Source organism: Nostoc spongiaeforme FACHB-130 (assembly GCF_014698475.1).
Taxonomy (GTDB): Bacteria; Cyanobacteriota; Cyanobacteriia; order Cyanobacteriales; family Nostocaceae; genus Nostoc_B; species Nostoc_B spongiaeforme.
This window is the reverse complement of the sequence record NZ_JACJTB010000070.1, coordinates 1-23679: the sequence shown is the minus strand read 5'-3', so window position 1 is coordinate 23679 and position 23679 is coordinate 1. Positions and strand designations below refer to the sequence as shown.

15 protein-coding genes are annotated in these 23679 nt (G+C 41.4%); 7 read left to right on the top strand and 8 right to left on the bottom strand.

Annotation, left to right across the window (positions count from 1 at the left end; all coding sequences use genetic code 11):
• On the top strand, positions 1 to 187 hold a 187-nt coding region (locus tag H6G74_RS30980; RefSeq protein ID WP_206756999.1), incomplete at its 5' end, for a hypothetical protein.
• 211 nt (positions 188 to 398) lie between these two features.
• On the opposite strand, the gene H6G74_RS29120 is transcribed toward H6G74_RS30980, so the two are convergent.
• On the bottom strand, positions 399 to 4583 hold the full coding sequence (locus tag H6G74_RS29120) for a chemotaxis protein CheB (protein ID WP_190971050.1): 4185 nt from the start codon (positions 4581 to 4583) through the stop codon (positions 399 to 401).
• Positions 4584 to 5086: 503 nt separating this feature from the next.
• Here H6G74_RS29120 and H6G74_RS29115 point away from each other — a divergent pair.
• The 4 genes from H6G74_RS29115 to H6G74_RS29100 all read left to right on the top strand — a co-directional run bounded on the left by H6G74_RS29115 (position 5087) and on the right by H6G74_RS29100 (position 8604).
• Positions 5087 to 6376, top strand: coding sequence for a glucose-1-phosphate adenylyltransferase (locus H6G74_RS29115; protein WP_190971049.1), 1290 nt, complete (start codon positions 5087 to 5089; stop codon positions 6374 to 6376).
• A gap of 221 nt (positions 6377 to 6597) precedes the next feature.
• Positions 6598 to 7125 (top strand): AAA family ATPase, encoded by a 528-nt coding sequence (locus H6G74_RS29110; protein ID WP_190971048.1) that lies wholly within the window; start codon positions 6598 to 6600, stop codon positions 7123 to 7125.
• Positions 7113 to 7451, top strand: coding sequence for a hypothetical protein (locus H6G74_RS29105; RefSeq protein ID WP_242051380.1), 339 nt, complete (start codon positions 7113 to 7115; stop codon positions 7449 to 7451). The genes H6G74_RS29110 and H6G74_RS29105 overlap by 13 nt, the downstream gene beginning before the upstream one ends.
• A gap of 145 nt (positions 7452 to 7596) precedes the next feature.
• Complete coding sequence (locus H6G74_RS29100; protein WP_190971046.1) at positions 7597 to 8604, top strand: DnaJ C-terminal domain-containing protein; 1008 nt, start codon at positions 7597 to 7599, stop codon at positions 8602 to 8604.
• A gap of 95 nt (positions 8605 to 8699) precedes the next feature.
• On the opposite strand, the gene H6G74_RS29095 is transcribed toward H6G74_RS29100, so the two are convergent.
• The 6 genes from H6G74_RS29095 to H6G74_RS29070 form a co-directional block, all read right to left on the bottom strand.
• The gene (locus H6G74_RS29095) at positions 8700 to 9362 is read right to left on the bottom strand and encodes a glutathione S-transferase family protein (protein WP_190971045.1); all 663 of its coding nucleotides are present in this window, start codon (positions 9360 to 9362) and stop codon (positions 8700 to 8702) included.
• Positions 9363 to 9607: 245 nt separating this feature from the next.
• Positions 9608 to 10015 (bottom strand): KTSC domain-containing protein, encoded by a 408-nt coding sequence (locus H6G74_RS29090; RefSeq protein ID WP_190971044.1) that lies wholly within the window; start codon positions 10013 to 10015, stop codon positions 9608 to 9610.
• A 190-nt stretch (positions 10016 to 10205) separates the two neighbouring features.
• Positions 10206 to 12026, bottom strand: a complete 1821-nt coding sequence (locus H6G74_RS29085; protein ID WP_190971043.1) for a hybrid sensor histidine kinase/response regulator — start codon at positions 12024 to 12026, stop codon at positions 10206 to 10208.
• A 109-nt stretch (positions 12027 to 12135) separates the two neighbouring features.
• Positions 12136 to 15111 carry a response regulator gene (locus H6G74_RS29080; protein WP_190971042.1) on the bottom strand — a complete coding sequence of 992 codons (2976 nt, stop codon included), beginning with the start codon at positions 15109 to 15111 and terminating at the stop codon, positions 12136 to 12138.
• A 382-nt stretch (positions 15112 to 15493) separates the two neighbouring features.
• Entirely contained in the window at positions 15494 to 17329 is a 1836-nt protein-coding gene (locus H6G74_RS29075) for an alpha-amylase family glycosyl hydrolase (protein ID WP_190971041.1), read from the bottom strand.
• A 359-nt stretch (positions 17330 to 17688) separates the two neighbouring features.
• Positions 17689 to 18828: an acyltransferase family protein gene (locus H6G74_RS29070; protein ID WP_190971040.1), complete on the bottom strand. Its 1140-nt coding sequence runs from the start codon at positions 18826 to 18828 to the stop codon at positions 17689 to 17691.
• 42 nt (positions 18829 to 18870) lie between these two features.
• Between H6G74_RS29070 and H6G74_RS29065 the strand changes: the two genes are divergently transcribed.
• Positions 18871 to 20505, top strand: coding sequence for a glycoside hydrolase family 10 protein (locus H6G74_RS29065; RefSeq protein WP_313888525.1), 1635 nt, complete (start codon positions 18871 to 18873; stop codon positions 20503 to 20505).
• Between the two features lie 77 nt (positions 20506 to 20582).
• Here the strand turns inward: H6G74_RS29065 and H6G74_RS29060 are convergent, their stop codons facing one another.
• The gene (locus tag H6G74_RS29060) at positions 20583 to 21155 is read right to left on the bottom strand and encodes a hypothetical protein (RefSeq protein WP_190971039.1); all 573 of its coding nucleotides are present in this window, start codon (positions 21153 to 21155) and stop codon (positions 20583 to 20585) included.
• 154 nt (positions 21156 to 21309) lie between these two features.
• Here H6G74_RS29060 and H6G74_RS29055 point away from each other — a divergent pair, with 154 nt between their 5' ends.
• A complete protein-coding gene (locus tag H6G74_RS29055; protein ID WP_190971038.1) occupies positions 21310 to 23385 on the top strand; it encodes a pentapeptide repeat-containing protein in 2076 nt (691 codons plus the stop codon).
• Positions 23386 to 23679 lie beyond the last annotated feature (294 nt).

Sequence of the window (23679 nt, the reverse complement as noted above, 5' to 3'; positions counted from 1 at the left end):
TCTGGCACTTGCTGCAACTGTTCTATCAGGTTATTCATGTTTGCTACTTGTCAATTTGCGTTCGCCTCCCATAAGTATTGTCATTTTTCTTTGCTTGTATGAAACCACCCTGCCTCCCCGTCAACGGGGAGGGGTTGGGGGTGGGGTGCAAAGATTGTGGGAATCACAACTAATTAACCGGACATGATATGACTTGAATAGTAAGCTCTCGGAGAGTTGCCATAGTCCCACTTTCAACAGTAGTTTATTTTACTGCTTAAACTGCGCCTTTCTTAAACCAGAATTTCTCACGTATGGGTAGGGAGTGTGGAGAGAAAGATTTTTTTACCATCCTCCCACACCTCCCACCGCTCCCACACCCCTGGATTTATCACAAGAGAGAAATCCAGGTTAAACCCCTAACTCCTCCCACTCAAAACCGCAACGACACTGAGTAACTGCGCGGGTTCAACAGGTTTAGCTAAGTGCATTTGGTAGCCTGCGGCCAAAGCTTCGGTATAGTCTGCATCACTAGCATAGGCGGTGAGGGCGACGGCGGGAATTTGCCCACCAAGTTCGGGGCTGAGTTCCCTGACTTGGCGCATTAGCATATAACCGTCTTGTTCTGGTAAGCCAATGTCAGACAACAGGACATCATAACCACCGGGATTTGCCACTAAAGTTGATAAGGCTGCATTGGCGGAAGCGACGGCTGTAACTTCAATTCCATATTCTTCCAGAATCAGTTGAAATAATTGGCGGATATCTGGTTCGTCGTCTACTATGAGTACCCGCACACCTGCTAAGGCGGGAAGGTCATCGGCGGGAATATCCGGTATATTTCTGGTGATGGATGGTAAGGGAGGAGCCACCACAGGAATTTCTGGCTGATTAGCTTGTAGAGGTAGTCTGACGATGAATGTTGAGCCTTGAGCTTCTCCTGGGCTTTGGGCTTCTACTGTCCCGCCGTGGAGTTCTACCAAGTGGCGCACGATCGCCAGCCCTAACCCTAAACCTGGATTAGAACGTGTTTTGCTGCCATCTGCTTGGCGGAAGCGTTCAAAAATATAAGGTAAGAATTCTTCACTGATTCCTTGACCTGTATCGCTGACTCGAATTTGCGCTTGTAAATCTGTGTACTCTAAAGTGACATCAACTCTGCCGTTAGCTGGGGTAAATTTGATGGCATTAGAGAGTAAATTCCAGACTACTTGTTGTAAGCGGACTGGATCACCGATAATTACTCGGCTGGTGGAAGCTAAGTTAATTTTAATTTGAATGTTTTTGGTTTCTGCGGCTAGACTTACTACCGCGATCGCTGCTTCAATAATTGGCACTAAGTCAATTTCTTGGGCATTCATTTGCAGCCTCCCGGAAGTAATGCGGGAGATATCCAACAAGTCATTAATCAGACTGGCTTGAGCTTGGGCGCTACCTTCAATGGCTGCTAACCCTTGATTAACTGTGGCTTCGTTGAGTTGGTGAGTGCGGAGTAAATTTGCCCACCCCAACATTGCATTTAACGGGTTTCGCAGTTCGTGAGACAGAATTGACAAAAATTCATCCTTGGCGCGGTTGGCTGTCTCGGCGGCTTCACGGGCTGATTGTTCTTGTGCTAATAGTTGAGTGCGTTCTGCTTCTAGCTGTTTTTGTTGGGTAATATCTTCAATCACCAACAGAATCATTGGTGCATCGTGGATATGCAATAATTTTCTGGCATTCAAGCGCATAACTTTTTGACCAATTTGCTCAAAGTTATGTTCAATTTCTAAGTCTTGAAATTGGCTTTGATCAGGCAGAATGCTTTCGAGGAGCGATCGCAATTGGGGAATATTCCATTGCCCATTGCCAATTTCATAAACTAATCGCTGTTCGGTTTCGGTTGGTGATACTTGAAATTTTTCGTAGAAAAACTGATTAGCCGTAATTACACTCAAATTTGTATCTAATACAACTAATGATTCTCGCACAGTGGCGACAATTGCTTCTGCATAATCTCTAGCGGCTGTAATCTGTCTAGCACTGCGTTTGAGAGCATCAATATCAACCAACACTATAACAGCACCATCTATTTTATTATCGATAGTGCGATAGGGACGAATGCGTAAATCATACCAATGTCCTTCTTGGTCTTGGACTTCCTGCGTTTTAAAATTGAGTGTGTTGATCACTTCCATAATTTGCTGTTCTAAATCAGGAATATTTAAATTGTGATTAATATCACTCAATGGCCGCCCCACATCGGAAGAAATTAAGTTAAAAATATTTTCTGCAACCGGAGTAAACCGCCGAATCCGTAAATCACCCCCTAACATCAAGATGGGAAGATTAATACTGCTGAGGAGATTTTGTAAATCGTTACTGACTTGTGTAGATTCTAAATTCCGGCGTTGCAGTTCGTCGTTAATTGTGTTTAATTCTTCATTCGTGGCTTGAATTTCTTCTTTTGCGGTTTCCAGTTCTTCATTAGTGCTTTGCAGTTCTTCATTACTAGAGAGAATTTCTTCATTAGCCGCCCTTAAATCTTGATTAGTCGATTGTTGTTCTTCAATAATTGACTGCAAATATTCTTTAGTGGTGGCTAACTCTTGTTGGAGTCGGTTAATTTCATCTTGCCCATTAGTTGGTTTGCTTTTACGGTTATCACTAGGTAAATTTAACAAAGAAGTGGCGGCCGCTGGGATCTCTGTAAATATGATTAAAAAGTAGCGTTCTGTTGTAGACGCAGCATTAAACGGTATAACTTCAATTGTGACCAGCTTAACTTTTTCGTTGTCTTTAACTTGGATGCCTTCTTTTTTGACTATTACGCCACGTTTTTTGGCTTGGTGAATTGCAGTGCGTAGTTCTAGCCTTAATTCCTCTTTAGCCATTTTCAATAAATTAAAGCTCGGTCTACCTGATGGTAATTGCAAATAAGGATTGGTCTGTCCTCTAAACTGTACAATTTCTAAACCACTGTCGATAATTACACCAACTGGCGCATATTGCTCTAATACAATTTGGTCTGCCACTTTTTGTATTTCTACATCGCTCCACGTTCTTTCACTCGCTGATAGTTGTGTGCTGAAATTTTCGCTGGGATAGCTACTACCAATTAAATCAATTCCCAACCGAGTCATAGCCATTTTGCGCGAATAAATTTTATACTTTCTGTCAATTAATGCAAACAAGTTGCTAAATTCACCGATTGTCTCGGATGTACCTAGCATTAAAAAGCCGTTTGGATTCAAACCATAGTGAAAAAGTGGCAGCAGTTTCTTTTGGACAGCAGAACTCAAATAAATTAAGACATTGCGACAGGTAATTAAATCCAGATGGGAAAAAGGAGGATCACTAATCAGGTTTTGTCTAGCAAAAACACAGACTTCGCGCACTATTTTTCTAATTTGATAGCCACCTTCTACAGAGGTAAAAAAACGTTGCAGACGGTCAGGAGAGACATCAATTAATTGATTGTATTTGTAAATTCCAGTTCTGGCTTTTTCAATGGCGATTTCATTAATATCCGTAGCAAATACTTGGATCTGTCGATTAATATTTTGATTGTGCAAATACTCTAGTAAACAAATTGCAATTGAGTAAGCTTCTTCTCCAGTAGAACATCCTACTACCCAAATCCGGATGGGGGAATGTGAGTTACGCTCTTTAATAATCTGTGGAAATACTTTGGTTTTTAAAGCTTCAAAAGCTTCAGGGTCACGAAAAAAACTAGTAACCGTAATTAGCACATCATAATACAATGCTTTGACTTCTGCCGGATGTTCCTGAAGATAACTTGCATAATCTTCTAATCTCTCTAGCTTGTATAAAATCATCCGCCGCAGAATCCGCCGCTTGAGGGTAGTGTGTTTGTATAAATTAAAATCAACACCTGTAGCAGCCTTTAACAGACTAAAGATTTGCGGCAAAGCAGTTTCTTCAGTGGGTCGTACCTCAATTGATTGTGCGGGATTTGAGGGACGAATGTAAGGATGATCACTGAGATGAGCTAACTCTTGAGCGATCGCTTGTGGTGTTAACACAAAGTCTACCTGACCAGAAGCCACAGCTGTATTCGGCATACTACTCACCTGTGCCGATGTTTCATTTTGGGCAAAGGTAATGCCTCCCGCTTCCTTGATGGCTGCTAATCCCCTGGCACCATCAGCATCACCCCCAGACAACACTACGCCAATAGCTTTACTACCTCGTTCCTGTGCCAACGAAAAGAAGAATGTATCAACCGACATCACTTGAGCGCGAGTTTTCTGACGCGGAACCAAATTTAACTTGCCTTCAGAGATGGTCATCATCGCGTTGGGAGGAATCACATAAACATGATTCGGTTCCACCACCATGTCATTTTGGGCTTGCATGACTGGCATCTCCGTTGTCCGGGATAAAATTTCAGCCAATATACTTTTTTGGTTAGGACTTAGGTGTTGAATAAACACAAACCCCATCCCTGTATCATTGGGCAAATGGCTGAGTAATTGAGTGAATGCTTCCAACCCTCCGGCAGATGCACCAACCCCTACAATCGGAAATAATTCATTTTGGAGTGGTTGTTGCTGCTTATCTGAATTAGAAGACTGAGATTTTTTTGGCCGCCTAGGGTTCATGATCTACAAAAGATTACAGGGCGTTACATGATCTTTAAACAAAATACGATGTTATTGGCTAGACTTTAGCCAGCCAAAGATAGATATTCCAGACTTACGCACCAAGATTATCTGTTAAAAATGGGTGTAAGGGTAAGAGGGTGTGGGAAGTGTGGGAAGTGTGGGAAGTGTGGGAGGGGTGGGAGGTGTGGGAGGTGTGGGAGGGGTGGGAGGATGGTGAAGAAATCTTTCCCCCCTCTCTCCCCTTTCTCCCCAAACTCCCCTCTCTTCCCACACTCCCCACACTCCCCACACTTCCCAAACTCCCCTTTCTCCCCAAACTCCCCTCTCTCCCCTACACCCCTTAACCCTCCCCAAACCCTTGATTTCTCGTCTGACTGCGTAACTCCCAAGTAAGTATTTTCCAAAAATCATCCCGGAGAATATTCGATCCCCCCCTTATCAGAGGCTACATACAGTCATAAACTGAAAGTGAGAGTTGAAAGGCAGTCGGGAGAAATTTTGTGAAAAAAGTTTTAGCAATCATTCTCGGTGGTGGCGCAGGCACCCGCCTTTACCCTTTAACTAAACTCCGGGCAAAACCAGCAGTTCCCGTAGCGGGGAAATATCGCTTAATTGATATCCCTGTGAGTAACTGTATTAATTCGGAAATTTTTAAAATCTACGTCCTGACACAATTCAACTCAGCTTCTCTGAACCGTCACATTGCTCGTACTTACAACTTTAGCGGATTCAGTGAAGGGTTTGTGGAAGTGCTGGCTGCACAACAAACTCCAGAAAACCCCAACTGGTTCCAAGGTACAGCCGATGCAGTGCGACAGTACTTGTGGATGTTGGAGGAATGGGATGTAGATGAATATTTGATTCTCTCAGGAGATCACCTTTACCGGATGGATTATCGTCAATTCATCCAGCGTCATCGAGAAACCAATGCTGACATTACCCTCTCGGTAATTCCCATTGACAACCGTCGGGCTTCTGACTTTGGCTTGATGAAAATCAATGATGCTGGTAGAGTGGTTGACTTTAGCGAAAAGCCCAAAGGTGAGGCTTTAGCGAAAATGCAGGTGGATACCACCATTTTGGGATTAACCAAGGAACAAGCCGAAGAACAGCCATATATCGCCTCAATGGGGATTTATGTCTTTAAGAAAGATGTTTTGATCAAGCTGTTGCGGGAAAAACTCGAACGGACTGACTTTGGCAAAGAAATTATCCCGGATGCAGCCGAAGAATACAACATTCAGGCTTATTTATTTGATGATTACTGGGAAGATATCGGGACAATTGAAGCATTTTATAATGCCAATTTAGCTTTAACCCAGCAGCCTCAACCACCTTTTAGCTTCTACGATGAAGAAGCCCCAATTTACACTCGTCCGCGTTATCTACCACCCACCAAATTATTAGATTGCCATGTCACCGAATCAATTATTGGTGAAGGCTGTATTTTGAAAAACTGCCGCATTCAACATTCAGTTTTAGGAGTGCGATCGCGGATTGAATCGGGCTGTATCATCGAAGAATCTTTGCTCATGGGTGCAGACTTTTATCAAGCTTCGGTTGAGCGTCAATGCAGCATCGACAAAGGTGATCTCCCCGTAGGTATTGGTACAGATACCATCATTCGTCGGGCAATTATTGATAAAAATGCCCGCATTGGTCACGATGTGAAAATCATCAACAAAGATAACGTCCAAGAAGCTGACCGAGAAAGTCAAGGCTTCTACATCCGTAGCGGGATTGTAGTTGTCCTCAAAGGTGCAGTCATTACCGATGGGACGATTATTTAAAAATGCTGAGTCACCGAAGCACCTAGCCCCGACGAATGGAATTCGCGGCTACAAAAACTAAGTCCGCCTACGCGGACTAAAGTAAAATCAAGGGTTTTAAACTCGCCTACGCGGGTTTTGTCTGTGTAGCTGCGACTTCAGTTGCAGGCGTGCGAGATGTGAATAAACCCCTTTTCCAACTTCTCGCTGAGTTGAAAGTGCTGAGTTTGAAACTTTGAATTATGAGTACAACTAATGACTACTATTCTCTGTTAACTTCTCACTCAGCACTCAGCACTCCACACTCAGCACTCCTATTACTCATCGGTCTGCCAGGTAGCGGCAAGTCAACTTTAGCAAAACAATTAATGGCTAAATGCCCCCAGATGCAACTGATTTCTACAGATGCCATCCGGGGGCAATTGTTTGGCAATGAAATCATTCAGGGGCCGTGGTTTTTGATTTGGCAGGAATTAGAACAGCAACTTCAAAAAACAGTCATGGCTAATCAATCAGCAATTTTTGATGCTACCAATGCCCAAAGAAGCCATCGCCGCGACTTAATTACCTTTAGCCGTGACATAGGTTTTACGCAAGTGGTGGGAATTGGGCTAACTACACCAGTATGGCTGTGTTTGGCTCGCAATAAAAGACGCGATCGCCAAGTTCCCGAAGAAGTCATCTTAAAAATGCACCGCCAACTCCGAGACGCGCCACCCAGCATCGAAGAAGGATTAGACGACTTGATTAAAATAGGGTGTGGGGTGTAAGGGTATGGGAAGTGTGGGAAGTGTGGGGAGTGTGGGGAGTGTGGGAAGTGTGGGGAGTGTGGGAAGTGTGGGGAGTGTGGGAAGTGTGGGGAGTGTGGGAAGTGTGGGGAGTGTGGGAAGAGAGGGGAGTATGGGGAGTGTGGGAAGAGAGGGGAGAGAGGGGTGTGGGAGGGGTGTGGGGAGAGAGGGGTGTGTGGGGGGAAAGATTTCTTCACCATCCTCACACACTTCCCACACCTCCCACACCTCCCACACCTCCCACACCTCCCACACCTCCCACACCTCCCACACCTCCCACACCTCCCAAAGTACGGGAATTGCGCTGACGCAGTGAGCAAGAACCCCACTTGCAATTGTGTATTGTTTGTTAATTTAAAATCAGAATCTAATTGCTCGGCATTATACCTAGCAAAATATAAATCTGACATCTTACAAAAAAACTTAAAGTAAATTTTTACAGGAGGCTGGTAGATGGCTGCAACCGACTTCAAAGATTATTATTCAGTTTTGGGAGTTAGTAAGACTGCCAGTCCAGAAGAAATTAAACAAGCTTTTCGGAAGTTAGCCCGAAAGTATCACCCGGATGTAAATCCTGGCAACAAGCAAGCGGAAGCCAATTTTAAAGAAGTCAACGAAGCCTACGAAGTCTTATCTGACGCAGATAAGCGCCAAAAATATGACCAATTTGGTCAATATTGGAAACAAGTCGGTCAAGGCTTCCCCGGCGGAGGTGCTGGCGTTGATATGGGTGGTTTCGACTTCAGCCAATACGGCAGTTTTGATGAGTTTATTAATGAGTTATTAGGCCGCTTTGGTGGTGCGGCTGGTTCTCGTGCGGCTGGTGGGAGACAAAGCTACTCTTATCGCACCAGCACAGGTAGACCAGGAGGCGGTTATGGCGGCTTTAACGATTTTGGCTTTCAAGATGTTGGTGCAGGTGCAGCCCAAGATACGGAAGCTATAATTAACCTGACTTTTTTGGAAGCATTTGCTGGTGTACAAAAGCGGTTTAATTTGGGTAGTGAAACATTAGATGTTCGCATTCCGGCTGGTGCTAAACCCGGTAGTCGTTTGCGGGTACGGGGTAAAGGTCAATTTAACCCCATGACTCAACAACGGGGCGATTTATATTTAAAAGTGGAACTGCAACCTCATTCATTCTTCCAAATTGAAGGCGATAATTTGGTCTGTGAAGTGCCAATTACACCAGATGAAGCAACTTTAGGTGCTTCGATTGATGTACCTACACCTGATGGGAATGTCAATGTAAAATTGCCTGCGGGGGTGCGTTCTGGTCAATCTCTGCGTTTACGGGGCAAAGGCTGGCCTTTACCCAAAGGGGGACGCGGTGATCAATTGGTGAAAGTTGCGATCGCACCACCAAAAGACCTCAGCCCCCAAGAACGAGAATATTATGAAAAAATTCGGGCTATACGGACATATAATCCCCGCAGTCATTTAAACCAAGTTAAGTTGTAGTTCGTAATAACGCTCGAAGAAACGCTAACGCGATGCTAACGTAATTCGTAATTATTAGTTCAACATTAAATTACGAATTACGATTTAGTAACTATTTATTGACGCTGCGCCATCAAAGTTTGCATTCGAGATTTAAACGCTGCAATTAACTCTGGAGTAGGTGCGGTAGTTTGCCAAGACAAACGCTGCATCAACCTTTCAGCCCAAACATTTAATTCTTGGTAGTGAGTTAAAGGAAAATCCAACATAGGCAATAAAGGTACTGCACATCCAGCCACAATGTCGGCGAGGGTTAACTCATCACTACCAAAATATGGGCTATTTCCTAATAATTTTGCTAGAAATTCTAGACCTGTAGATATTTTTTGTTTTGCCTGTTCTAGCTTTTGCGAATCTTCACCGTCAGGAAAACCCATCATTTTATAAATTAACGGATTCATTGCCGGGACTAATTCATTTACCGTTGCCATTTCTACCATTCGCACAATTGCTAAATCTTTGGCATTGCTCGGCAGTAAGCTAGGACTAGGATATTTTGCCTCTAAATAATCCAAAATAGCCAAGGATTCCACCACATTAAAGCCATTATCCACTAAAACTGGAATGTGGTGGAAAGGATTCATTGCCAAAAATTCTGCTTGCAGTTGATCTCCATCCAGCTTGATATCTACTAGGTCAAACTCTAGCTTTTTTTCTAGCAGTGCAATCCAAACTCTCCGAGAGTTCATTGAGAGGTGATTGTGATATAGCTTCAGCATGAGACACCCTCAAACTTTATGAGTAGGGTAACATTGTTCAGTGCTGATACCAAGTTGCAATCTGGGAGTAGGGAGTAGGAATACTATTTCTGAAAGCAACTTATACCATTTTAGATTTTGGATTTTAGATTTTGGATTGAGAAAGGGTTTACTGGTAAGCTTTTGAGCAATCCATTTGTCGCAATCATTCTTCCATTTGGTATTAGTATGAGTAAATATGTCTCCCTTGTCTCCCCTGCCTCCTGCTAGTCTAACCGTTCTGACAAATATCGACCTTTAATTTCTTGATTAAAAAACTCACCAACAGAGTCAGCCTCATGTAAATTTTCCCAAGTTTCTGGTTCTACTTCCGCATATTGATAGACTGCACCGTTGTGAAATTCGACTTGTAAGATGCGATCGCTTTCACTATATCCCACTGCGATCGCCATTGATGAATTGATTGGTAGCATCGCAATGGGTTCTTCCAACACAGGCAAGGTGAGCGTTTCTGCCACAATCTCATTCAGGTGTTGCAACCCTTCATAAGCTTGAACTGGTGCAGGAATTTCTAAAAATTCCAGTTCATCACCTCTGTCTAGTAATAATTGCAAGTATCCGTCAGAATGAGCAATCCCTACTAAACTGCTTAAGTCTATTTTCGATAGCTTCATTAACTTGGCGCTCCTGCTGTATGGTTGTGCGTGTGCGATCGGCAAGTATATTAGTATTTTTGTACTATAAAACCCCTGAGCCGTCAAGTTTCCTTACAATCTCTTCTCAAAACTAGGACTTACGTATAGAAACTGGGTGTAAGAGCGCGAGGGTGTCAGGGTTTTGATTCCAAAAATCTGTGCAGAAACCTCAAAACTCCCTCTGCTCCTCTGCTTCCTCTGCTCCCTCTGCCGTCTTAATGATCAGTCTTTCACCAGACACGATATCAGTCAGCAACGGTAACACCAAGGTAAAGCAAATCTCCCTAGGGCGTGATTCCACAAAGATAGAACCGCCCAAATGTTCTACCAGTTTTTTCACCAATGCCAACCCCAAACCAGTACCGCCAGATGTTAAATGTCCTATATTGGGGATGCGGTAGAACTTATCAAAAATGCGAGATAGTTCAGCTTCAGGAATTTCTACACCAGAATTAATCACGCAAATATGCAGGTGATTATTTTGATGGGAAGCAGTGATTGTAATCGTTTCTCCCGCAGGTGTGTATTTACAGGCATTTTTAACTAACTCGCGCAGAATACGACTCAGGCTAGATATATCAGTAGTTAGTAATGGTAAATCAGGAGGTAATTGAATTTGCAAATTTTGGTGCTGTTGTTGAGATTGAATGATAAATACTTCTATTGTGTAGGGAATCCAATCACACAAGTTAATCGTTGTGAATTGTAAGGGATAAAATTCAGCATTTAAATACTGCAAATCCAGTAAATCTTGAATTAGTTGGAGTTCACCTTGGCACGCTTCATGTAAAATTACCAAGTACTGTGATATCTTGGGATTATGGTGATTTAAACTCGTTAATTCTGTTTCTAGTAATTGGATAAACGAATGAATATTCGCTATGGGATTGCGTAATTCGTGAGAGATAGAACAGAGAAAATCATCCTTTAATTGATTGAGCTTTTGTAACTCTTCAACTTGTGCTTGAGCCGCCTGATAAAGTCGAGCTTGACGGAGAGCGATCGCACATTGATTGGCTAACTGTTTGACTAATCGAACTTCCAGTTCATCAAAGGCTTTGTTTGCTGATTTAAACAACCATAAACTTCCAATAATTTTTTGATTATCAAAAATTTGACATAATAAAATTGCATATTTTCGCTCAATTTCATCCTCACCATTGAGAAAGTACCAGCAAAATTGTGTGCTGTGTTTTGTCCGCATTGTTGTAGGAAATTCAACCCAACTCTTTATTTGCTTGATACAAGTAATTCCCCAGTCAGGCTCACTATCTTTGTTATATTCATAGGCAACAGCACAAGTTTTTAAATCATTAGTACAAATAGTGGCATAACAGCAATCTAGTTCCAAGCCAACTACCAACTCTGCCACTGCGGCTTGCCAAATCTTTTTCTCGTCTAAACTGTCACGAACTATATCTGTAATACGTTTTAATCTTTCTTCAAACTCTAGGGATCTTTGTAATTCCTCTGTCCGTTGGATGATTTGTTGTTCAAAACATCGGTTAAGCTCTTGCAAAGCTGCTTGTGCTTGTTGACGTTCTTGAATTTCTTGCTGTAAGCGTTGATTTTGAGCCAGCAGCATTTTTCGCTGCTCATAAATAATCAGTTGGTTCTGTACCCGTGCTAATACTTCCGACTCTTGAAAAGGTTTAGTAATATAATCTACACCACCTAGTTCAAAGGCTTTAATTTTATCTGTAATTTGGTCTAATGCACTAATAAAAACTATGGGAATATTAGCAGTTTTTTCTTGTAGCTTTAATTGCTGGCAGACTTCATAGCCATTGATTTCTGGCATATTAATATCCAGTAAAATCAAATCAGGTGGTTCTAGTTGGGCAGCTTGAATTGCCATTTTACCACTGACGGTTTTTTTTACCTTAAATCCGTGAGATTCCAGTATTTTTGCTAACAAACGTAAATTATCTGGTGTATCATCAATTAGCAAAATCAAAGCAGAATCAATAGTCAATTTAGATAAAGACATAATTTATTGGTTTACATTTACTTAATTATGAGGGAGCAGAGAACAGTTTCCGAGGATTTAAACTTTGCCCATTCTCTGTTCCCTCGACGAAGGTCGGTGATAACATTGATTAATCTAAAATATCTTTGAGTAAATTAATAATTGTCTCTAAATGAAAGTTATCAACTAAATCTTTCAAAGCTGCTGTAAGTTGATGCTGATTGGCAGGAATTTCTTGAAAAAGTTGATAAAGTTTTTCATCATCAATAATTAATGCAGCTTCATAAACTTGAGCAAGCCAACTCGCTGGCATATCTGCCAAATCAGACGGCGTTAATTTTGGCCATTGATGTTTGGCTTCTGGCAATTTTTGCTGATGATTTTCTGCGTAGACATAACGCACACCGAGATATTGCGCCATTTTCTCCAACAGAACAGTTTCTTCAAAAGGTTTAGCCACAAAATCATCACAACCTATTTGTAAAATAATTTCTCTGTCTTCGGCAAAAGCACTAGCAGTCAACGCGATAATTGCTAAAACTTTATTTTGAGTGTGAGCGCGAATTTGCTTAGTTGCCTCATAACCATTCATCACAGGCATTTGTATATCCATCAAAATCAGATGAGGTTGCCAAGCTTTGGAGATATCAACAGCCATCAGACCATTTTCTGCTGCACAAACCTCAAAACCGACAGATTTCAGCAGTTTTACCATTAATTGCCGATTTTCTAAAACATCCTCAACAATTAAAATACGATATCTAGGTTGACCAGGTTCTAAACCAACGATGCGCCTAGTAACCTGTGTAACAGGTAATACATCTAATTTCTCAGCGATAGTCATCTGCACGCTACAAGTAAAAGTTGCACCTTGGCCTAAGATACTCTGAGCGCGAACATCACCGCCCATTAATCTGGCAAACTGGCGGCTAATGGCTAGTCCCAAGCCTGTACCTTGCATAAATTGTCTTCCACCTTTAGCCTGTGCAAATGCTTCAAAAATTAACTCTAAATCTTCAGTCGCAATTCCAGGGCCAGTATCTTCTACGGCAAATTCTACAGTTACTTTGCCTGATTGTTTGACATATTCAGCATAGGAAACTCGCAAGGCCACATAACCAACCACTGTAAATTTAATAGCATTACCCAGCAGGTTAATTAATATTTGTCGCAGTTTACCTTCATCACCATAAACATATTGATTTACCTCTGGACTAAACTCAGTAATGATGTTAATTCCCTTATCAGAAGCTTTGAGGGCAAACATTTCTTGAATTGAGAAAATTAACCGATATAAGTCGAAATAACTTTCATTTAAAGTGATTTGCCCAGCTTCAATTTTTGACATTTCTAAAACATCATTAATTAAAGCTAATAAATGTTCACCACTACGACTAATAATATCTAAATGTTCTTGGTCATTTTGCGATAAAGAACTATTACGAGTCATAATTTGGGTGAAACCTAAAATGGCATTGAGTGGTGTACGTAATTCATGACTCATTTTGGCTAAAAATTGACTTTTAGCACGGTTAGCAATTTCTGCTTGTTCGGCTGCTTGCTGAAGCGCCACATGAGAAAATTCTAAAGCTGCTAACATCAAGTTATTTTTCATCTCCTGTGCAACTTCAATTTCAAATGCTTGCCAGGGATAGGATTTATCTTTTACTGTTTGTTTCCAAAGTTCAAATGATTTGCGGGGAGCCAGACGTAAACTATTATCTATAGCTACAGAAATTGATGTTTGAGGATTCCCCGCCCAATTCACAGTTTGGACTTGCTCTGGGCGTAACCAAATAATATGATAAGACCTTTGATTTAGGAAAATTGAAATGGCGAGAATACCACTAACTTTATTTTTAAACTTTCTGGCAGGGGGGTAGATTTGTGGTAAGGAGTCAGTATGAAAAATTTCTTGGCGGTTTTGCTCAGAAAGCCAACTTATCAGCTTTCTAATATCACTTTCTGAGGGAGTTTTACCAATTAAAGTTAATTGTTCTTCTAATAAAATAGCAACACCTTGAGCTTGCACTAAGTTTAATAAATTAGATTCGTTGCGTTTAAAGACATTGCCAATATAGTCTAATTCATTAGATAAAGCTTGCCTGAGTTGTTCTTGAATTCTTTTAACTTGTTGCCGATAAAAATTTAGTTCGCTTTCTTGCTGATTGAGTAATTGAATTGAGGCAAACTGCCCAATAAATTCACAAAGTTTGCGAATTTCATAATCAACATTTTTAGGTGTATAATGGTGACAAGCAATCATCCCCCAAAGCCGATTTTGATTGATAAGGGAGATACACAGAGTTGCGGTTACACCCATGTTATGCAAGTATTCTAGATGCCAGGGTGAAACGCTTCTTAATGTTACTCCACTTAAATCTAAGAGTGGATGAGACGGAATTAATTTAACTGGCTGATAATTGATATTGGGAATTAAGCGTAAACATTTTTCGTAGTAAAGTTGTCTGGCTTGGGCGGGAATATCTGAAGCAGGATAATGTAGGTCTAAATAACTTTCGAGATGACTTGGTTTATCTTCTGCAATCACCACTCCACTGTAGTCTGCTTCTAATCTATAGAGCATAACTCTATCAAATTGCGTAATTTTTCGGACTTCTTTGACAATAATTTGAAATAGTTCTATGGAATTTCTAGCATTGGTTATTTGGGAAACGGTTTGTTCTAAAAGATGACAATATCCCAGAAATGGACTACTTTGTGTATGTGAACGTGGTTCTAATTCTAAGATAAAAATATTTTGCGATCGCTGTATAGTTCCGAGAAACAATTTCTGCGTGGTTTCTCCAGAAAATTGGTGTAGTTCAGATTTTAATTCCAACAAATGGACAAACGGTAATATCTCTTGTTGAAGAGAATCAATAATTACCTGGATTTGCTCTGAACCAAAGAGGAATGTTAAATTATGTCCAATTAAATCAGTGGCGGGAATTCCAAAAAATTCACTTGTATTTTCACTAGCTTGCAGAATCTTGAGGTGGGGTAATTCTAAAGCTAACAGGACACCAAATGGTTGAATATAACCAGGAATATTAATTGGTTCCTGATCACAATCAATGATAGTAATCGGAGCTGAATCAGTCATTTTAAAATTGAAATATTTTATTTTTTGCAAAAATTTGATTTAAAAAAAAGGCATCTGATTAAAATTTAGTGTCAATTGACACTGTAGTTAGCCAGAGGCTACATTCCGAGCTACAACAACTTATCTATCTTGCTGGTAGTAAAATTTACCTGCTTCGTAAATTGATAATAATCTATTTTCATACTAACTAAGAATGAATTTTGCTGTTCAGTGAAAAATTGTATGATTAAATTAACTATTTTGGCATACAATGTTTATCCCAAAAATATTTTAGTGACAAAAGTTTGGTAATTGCGATCGCTTCTGCAATACAAATAATAAAAGAGCGCATATCTATATATATGCGCTCTACGAGGAGAGAAAATTGGTAGTGAAAAGAAATTTATTCGTAAATTACAAACCCAGCCGCAGGTACAGTAATTTTCACAGCTTTACCATTCTTAGCTGCAATTTTCACCGTTTGTCCGACTTGTTGTTTATCGGTAGAGTAAATGCAAGTCAGGAAATCACCTTCATTGTGTAATTCGTTATCAATAGTCACCCAAGCTTCACGAGGTTGATAATAGTCAGTATTTATAGCCGCGACTATTTCTTGGTCGCTGAGAATGCGAGACCAAGGAACAACAGAACGAATTTCATTACCAATGATTTGGGGTAAACCAAAGTTTACGCCATCACCAGAAATAGGTCGGAGATATTGACGACCACGACTTAAAGCTTTTTTCTGGCTTCTAATTTTGAGAATTTGGGAGATTTCTTGATAGATGTAATTGTCTTCGTTAAAAAAGTGAACGCCTCTAGTACCAAATGCACCAAATTCACCGCCAAACATAGACTCGCGCAAATAGCGATCGCTATCTCCATGTCCATCAAAACCTTGTTCTGTACCATAATAAATACAAGGGATACCCAGTGTTAAAGCGTTGAGTGCTAAAGCATTCAGCACTACTTTTGTAGCGTCTTTATCTGCACAAAATCTTGCTTTGTTTTGTCCCTTACGTACTTGGTCATGGTCGTCGAACATCGTCACGACCTTATCTCTAAACCAAATGTGAGATTCTTTCTGTACCAGCAAAGAATTACGGAACAAACTAAAGTAATCTCTAGGGTTACGATATCCTTTCACCAAATATTCCAGCTTGTCAGGAATCTCATCAACACCTAAAGCCGCATCTAAACCTGTCTCCTCTAAAGTTTCAAATGCTCTTCGTCTTCCGCCAGTAATTTCCCCCAGCAAAAAGAATCTTTCTTTACCAATACTTTGAGCAAACTCATGAATCATCGAAGCAAAAATGCGCGTTGCGCCTTTATCCATGTGTTTGACAGTATCAATGCGGAAACCATCAATATCTGCGTAGGCTATCCAATATTTATACACATGAGCCAGATATTTTAGAGCCGGAGATGGTACATAATCATCCAGTCCACCAAAGCCATGATGAATATCTTTTAAATCCTCAAAATCTCCTTCTAAAAATTCTGGATAGCCATCCCAATTTCTAATGCGTCCTTTTTGAGTATATACAGATGGATCTTGAAATTCTACAGGCCAAATTGCATCATTTTCTTGCGGCCAAGTTGCGGGCTTATTGGGGTCAGTTTTGCGGAATGGGATGCTAGGTTTACCTGTTGCGTCATTAAAACCCTTGACTTGATAGGATGTGCCGTTGTAATCAACAGTACCAGCTTCGTAACTAAAGATATTCCCAGAATGATTGAGGATAATATCTAAAATTACATAGATACCATTGGCGTGAGCAGTTTGCACTAACTCTTGCAAATCTTCACCGCTACCGAATTTAGGGTTAATTTCTAAGAAATCTTGAATACCATAGCCGTGATATGTTTCTTGAAAAGATACCTGCTTAAAAATTGGACTAATCCAAATTGCAGATACGCCTAAATGCTTCAAGTATCCAATCTTACTAGTTAGTCCTTTTAAATTGCCACCAACGTATTTTATACCTGCTTCCCGCCAACGTGCCGCATCTTCTGGCGTACGAGTGGCATTATTTTGATCACCGGCGAATAAGGGAGTTATACCATTAGAGACAATATTTCCGGAATTATCTTTATATCCCTTCTCCTTACCATCAGAAAATCGGTCGAGCATCATAAAATAAAACACTTGGTCTTCCCAAGCATTGGGAGATGGATAAAATGTTTTATTGGTGGTGTAAGAAGCTAAATTTAGTTGCGATAGTTGTTTGATTGTCATTTCCGTATTCTCAGATTAATGACTGAAATAATTGCTGTGTGGATACGGAAAGCTACAAAACTAAATTTTTCAATTCCGGATAACTTGTCAGTTCTTTATGGTGTTATGGCTGTGGGATGAATAACAGTAATTTCGGAATAGCGGCTAAAATCACTCAGAGGATTTATAAGTAAACCTTAAATTATAGGGTGCGTTATAGCAACGCCGAACGTATCGAGAAAGATGGTGCGTTACGGCTAATTTTCACTCTCTTAAGTTCCGAAATCCTGGCATAGCCGTAACACACCCTACTCAATATTTGTCTGGATTGTTTTTCATGATATGTTTCCAATGTAGGAGCAATGACTGGAAAGCCACTACTAAATTTTGAAAAACCAACGCCGACGATACATTCCATAAAGAATTGTCCACCACAATAAAACCATGACTATGGCAAATGCAAGTGAACCATTGAATGTCCCCGCCCAAGGGCGAAAGAGGTTGTCATAAATCCAGTTATAGGTGGTGCTGCTGTCGATGTTAGTTTTGAGTAAAATTCTGGTAAGTATGCCAGAAGCAACAAACAAAAAGATGGCATTCAGCCCCATCACTTCTAATGGTAGTCCCCAGTTTCTCAAATTGCGGACTTCGATGAGTTCATAACACAAAGCTAAAGTGAGTAATGCCCAACCTGCGGTAAACACAACATAAGAACTTGTCCACAGTTGTTTATTAATGGGAAATAAAAATCCCCACAATAATCCAATTACTAAGGCAATTAAACCAAAAATGACTAAATTTACACTTGTGCGGCTTTTAATTGGCTGAGTGCGTAACCAGTCGCCTGTAAAGTATCCCAAAAAGACGGTAACAACAGATGGTAAGGTACTAAATAAACCTTCCGGGTCAAAGGAACCGCCACGATAAATATGCTTACCTAGAATTATGCGGTCAATGTAACCACTAAAATTTCCTTCTGGGGTGAGATTTCCTGCGCCAAAGCCGGGGACGGGGATAAATTGCATTGCCAGCCAGTAACCGATGAGGATAACAGCCGCTAATATCCACAACCAACGGCGGGAAAGGTTGAGAACTACTAGGGATGCAAGTACATAAGCAAGGCTGATGCGCTGCAAGACTCCCATAATTCGCAGTGTGCTGAAATCGGGTGTTATGCCTTTAACTAACCAATCAAGGGTTAAAGAAACCAAAGCCAGGAACAAGCCCAGGGCAAATAATATCAGACCACGGCGGAAAATACGCTGATAGACAGTAGCCGTCGGGCGATTTTCTGGGGTGTACTTGGCGAAAGAAAACGGCATTGCGACACCGACAATAAATAAAAAGAATGGAAAAACCAAGTCTGTCGGCGTGCAACCATGCCATTTAGCGTGGTCGAGAGGAGGATAGACATAATCCCAATTGCCGGGATTATTCACTAAAATCATAGAGGCGATCGCAATTCCCCGAAATACATCCAGGGAAACTAGGCGCGTAGAGGGTGTAGAGGAATTTTTCATAACGTTATAGTTTAATCTGTTCAACGCTCCTCCAAAACTTTTGTGAACATCAAAGACATTTTTCTTAGTGGATTTTTACGTCTAGGAAAGCAGCACAGGAATTTAATTCTTACCTCCTGCTTCCTGTCTCCTACCTTCTGCCTTTTTCCTCTCCAAATTGCAGACTCCTCACCCCAGCCAGCCGCTATCATCCCCCCATCACCCAGCCGAGAATTTCGGGGTGTGTGGGTTGCGAGTGTGGCTAATATTGACTGGCCTTCTAAACCAGGTTTAACCACCAGCCAACAACAAGCCGAGTTAATTACAATACTCGATCGCGCGGCTAAATTAAAACTCAATGCCGTGATTTTACAAGTTCGTCCTGATTGTGATGCCTTATACCAATCTACATTAGAACCTTGGTCAGAATTTTTAACAGGACAAATGGGTAAACCACCCGCACCTTATTATGACCCCTTAGCTTTTGCAGTGGCAGAAGCCCATAAACGCGGACTGGAATTACACGCTTGGTTTAATCCTTATCGCGCCAGTCATCCCCAGGGCAAATCAACAGTTGCACCGAACCATATCAGCAAAACCCATCCACAATTAGTCAAACGTTACGGCAAATATCTCTGGTTAGACCCCGGTGAAAAAGCCGTGCAGGATTACACTGTGCAAGTCATTATGGATGTTGTGAATCGATATGATATCGATGGTGTTCACATTGATGATTACTTTTATCCCTATCCCGAAAAAGATAGGAGAAATCACACAATTGATTTTCCTGATCAAATTAGTTGGCAAAAATATCAAAAATCAGGAGGGACAGCAACCCGTGATGATTGGCGGCGGGAAAATGTCAACACCTTAATTCAACGACTTTATCAAAGTATTAAAACAACTAAACCTTGGGTGAAATTTGGTATTAGTCCTTTTGGCATTTGGCAACCAGGATTTCCCAAACAAATAGGCAATGAAAAAGGTTTTAATGCTTATCAAGAACTATATGCTGATTCTCGCAAATGGTTAATGAATGGCTGGTTAGATTACCTCTCACCCCAACTTTATTGGAAAATTGAACAGCCCCAACAAAGCTATCCTGTATTGTTGAATTGGTGGATATCACAAAACACTCAAGCCAGGCATATTTGGCCAGGAATTTTTACGAGCCGCATCGGTCAAAATAAACGCACAGCTTGGCCTGCAAAAGAAATTGTCTATCAAATTAAAACCACTCAAGGTCATGTTGGTTCTGATGGTAACATTCACTTTAGTATGAAACCTTTGCTGCAAAATCGCGGCGGCATTGCAGATTTATTACCACAAGATGTTTATCACCATCCCGCATTAGTCCCGGCATCACCTTGGTTAGATAATACACCACCCGAAAAACCCCAAGTGAGTTTAGAAAAAGATGTCACTGGGACTAAAACAGTTCTCAGATGGCAACCTACAGGTAAACAAGCAGTGTGGTTATGGGTTGTGCAGACCAAAACAGGTAATCAATGGAACACCAATATTGTACCGGCTGGGCAGAATTCAACTTTGTTAAATAATCATCAAGTTGAAGATGTCGCTGTGTCGGCGGTGACTCGTTATGGTATTCAAGGGACAAGCGCCGTTGTGGAAATTCCTCAATATCAGGCGAGAAAGTCTAATGTTCGCAGTTCTCTGCCAAGATTAAATTCTCGTTAATTCATATCTTGCACCTAGCGACTGAAGTCGCGGCTACACGGACAAAACCCGCCTGCGCGGGTTCAAAACCCTTGATTTTACTTTAGTCCGCGTGGTGCGCCAAGCGCAGCGCAAGCGCGATAGGCGGACTTTGTTTTTATAGCCGAGCCAGTGCGTTGGGCGGCTCTGCCGACTTGAAGCATCTGGCGTGCGATTTTAATCGTCAGGGCTAGGTGCAAGATATGTGTTAATGGAGTTCTGATACTCATTAATGAGTCTTTGACACTCACGCGAGAGTCTTGGATATTCGTGAACGAGTCTTGAATACTCACGCGAGAGCCTTGAATACTCACGCGAGAGTCTTTGATACTCGTGAATGAGTCTTTGATACTCACGCGAAAGTCTTGGATATTCGTGAATGAGTCTTTGATACTCGCGCGAGAGTCTTTGATACTCGCGCGAGAGTCTTGAATACTCGTGAATGAGTCTTTGATACTCATGCGAGAGTCTTGAATACTCGTGAATGAGTCTTTGATACTCGCACGAGAGTTTTGGATACTCGTGAATGAGTCTTTGATACTCACGCGAGAGTCTTGGATACTCGCGCGACTATAGCGGTTCTTACTTGCTTGTAATACAGTCGGAACCCCACCCCGCATTTGCTTACGCAAACGCTCCCCTCCCCGCAAGCGGGGAGGGGTTGGGGGTGGGGTTGAAATGTTCCAACCGAGAACCGCAATATATCAGTAACTTTGTCAAATGGTATCAGCACTATTCATTAGCTTAAGCGTGTAGTAAAATTTGCCTAAGTACGTAAAACTACAGATGGCTTTAGACTTCTCCGGTCAAAATCTCCGAGGACGCAACTTCAAAGGACAAAACCTTGTAGGTGCAAACTTTAGCTATGCCGATATTCGAGGCGCAAACTTTAGCGGTGCGAACTTGACGGGTGCAAACTTCAGCCACGCTAAAGCTGGACTGCAACGCCGTTGGGTAATTGGTTTAGTTCTTGTTTCATTATTATTGTCTGGACTATCAGGCTATCTCTGGTCTTTTAATGGTTACGTAGTGTCGCTAATATTTAGCTCATCCAATGAGAATCAGATTGCAGGCTTTATTGCTCTAATCATATTAATTGCCTTTTCTTTTATCACAATTCGCCAAGGGATAATAGCTGGTTTAAAAGCCGGAGCCTTTGCCATAGTAGGAACATTCGCCGGAGGCTTCGCCTTAACTGTAGCCGAAGCCTTCTCTGTAGCAGGATCTGTAGCCGTAGTTGTAGCCGGAGCCTTCACCGGAGCCTTTGCCTTAACTGTAGCTGGAGTTTTAGCCGGAAACAAAGCTATAGTGGTAGCCGTAGTTGTAGCCGGAGTCTTTGCCAGAGCAGGAGTCGTAGTTGTAGCCGGAGCCGATGACGTAGCCGGAGCAATAGCTGTAACTGGAGCGTTATTTAGTACCTACATTAGCTGGCAAGCTATCAAAGGGGATCAAAAGTACTCCTTGCTTCTGAATCTTACTATTGCCTTGGCAGCTATAGGCGGTACAAGCTTTCGGCACGCTAACTTAACCAATGCCGACTTCACCCAAGCTAGACTCAAAAGTACAGATTTTCGCAACACTATCCTTACTCGGACTTGTTACTATCAAGCCAGGATGCTTGACTATGTTCGTCCTGGTTCTACCTATCTGCAAAACCCACAAATACGTCAACTGCTAGTTACCGGAGAAGCACAAGGTCAAAACTTCGACCGTCAAAACCTGCGAGGTATCAAATTACAAAAAGACCAGATAAAAGATACAAGCAAGCTTATCAATGCTGACCTCGGTGATGCAAGCTTTATTGGTGCTGACCTTGGTGATGCAAGTTTTATTGGTGCTGACCTCAGCAATGCTAATTTACAAAATGCAAATTTATCAAGAGCCAAACTCAAACAAACCCAACTCGACGCAACCGATTTAACAGGTGCAACTCTCACAGGTGCATTTATTGAAGATTGGGGCATTACCAGAGAAACCAAACTGCATGGGGTGAGATGCGAGTATGTCTTTATGCGCTTACCTACCAAAGAAAACCCCGACCCCCTCCGCAAACCCGATAATCAGCAAGAAGTCTTTCAAGACGGTGACTTTGCCGAATTTATCCAACCAATTTTTGACACCCTCGACCTTTATCACAATCAAGGCGTTGACCCCCGCGCCATTGCTATTGCGTTTAAAAAATTAGCAGAAAATCATCCCGAAGCTGAGTTAGAAATCGTCGCAATGGAGAAACGCGGCGATGATAAATTATTACTCCGTGCCAAAACTGCTGAAGGAATTAATAAATCGCAACTGAGTGCCGAATATTTTGATGAATACAATTGGTTTAAAGCTTTACCTCCCGATAAGCAGCTATTACTTTTTGCCGAAAAAAATAGTAAAATTCAATCTTTAGAAAATATAGTCAACACTTTATTGAATCGACCCAACAATTATTATCAAATAGAAGGAGATTACATTAATATGTCTCAAAATAATCCCATCAACATTAGTGCTGGCAGAGATATTAGCGGTGTCATCAACCTGGGTCAAATTGGTGGTGATGTGACCAATACAATTCAACATTTATCTGCATCACCCCAAGCTGCTCAACCAGGAATTAAAGAATTACTCACACAATTACAAGAGGCAATTTCCCAATCTTCAGATTTATCAGATGAAAATAAAGCCGAGGCTTTAGAACAAGTCAAAACTTTAGCCGAAGCAGGTCAAAATCCTCAAGAACCTGCCAAGCAAAAGACAGCCAAGACAGCCATCACCATGCTAAAAGGTTTATTTTCTGGCTTACCCGCCGTCGCCACATTGGTAGAAGCAGCGAATAAATTATTACCTGTAATTTCTAAAGTATTTGGGTTGGGATAATTTTGGAGGTTTAGATCCCCGACGAATGGAATTCGCACGCCAGATGCTTCAAGTCGGCAGAGCCGCCCAACACACTGGCTCGGCTATAAAAACAAAGTCCGCCTCCGCGGACTCATATAAAAATCAAGGGTTTTGAACCCGCGTAGACTTTAGTCGTTTGGTGCAAGATGTAAAAAAAGTCGGTTCTTCCGGTAATTTTATGGAGAATTAGTAGTAAAGTGCCAAGTTAATAAGCTACGTAAGCGGAAATTACTAAAGTTGCGAAAGCCATATCCAAGTCTTTTGATTAACTTG

Coding starts and splice junctions, on each gene's coding strand:
- H6G74_RS29055 (WP_190971038.1), top strand. CDS start 21,310: ATGGCTTTAGACTTCTCCGGTCAAAATCTCCGAGGACGCAACTTCAAA.
- H6G74_RS29085 (WP_190971043.1), bottom strand. CDS start 12,026: ATGTCTTTATCTAAATTGACTATTGATTCTGCTTTGATTTTGCTAATT.
- H6G74_RS29090 (WP_190971044.1), bottom strand. CDS start 10,015: ATGAAGCTATCGAAAATAGACTTAAGCAGTTTAGTAGGGATTGCTCAT.
- H6G74_RS29080 (WP_190971042.1), bottom strand. CDS start 15,111: ATGACTGATTCAGCTCCGATTACTATCATTGATTGTGATCAGGAACCA.
- H6G74_RS29070 (WP_190971040.1), bottom strand. CDS start 18,828: ATGAAAAATTCCTCTACACCCTCTACGCGCCTAGTTTCCCTGGATGTA.
- H6G74_RS29075 (WP_190971041.1), bottom strand. CDS start 17,329: ATGACAATCAAACAACTATCGCAACTAAATTTAGCTTCTTACACCACC.
- H6G74_RS29110 (WP_190971048.1), top strand. CDS start 6,598: ATGAGTACAACTAATGACTACTATTCTCTGTTAACTTCTCACTCAGCA.
- H6G74_RS29120 (WP_190971050.1), bottom strand. CDS start 4,583: ATGAACCCTAGGCGGCCAAAAAAATCTCAGTCTTCTAATTCAGATAAG.
- H6G74_RS29100 (WP_190971046.1), top strand. CDS start 7,597: ATGGCTGCAACCGACTTCAAAGATTATTATTCAGTTTTGGGAGTTAGT.
- H6G74_RS29095 (WP_190971045.1), bottom strand. CDS start 9,362: ATGCTGAAGCTATATCACAATCACCTCTCAATGAACTCTCGGAGAGTT.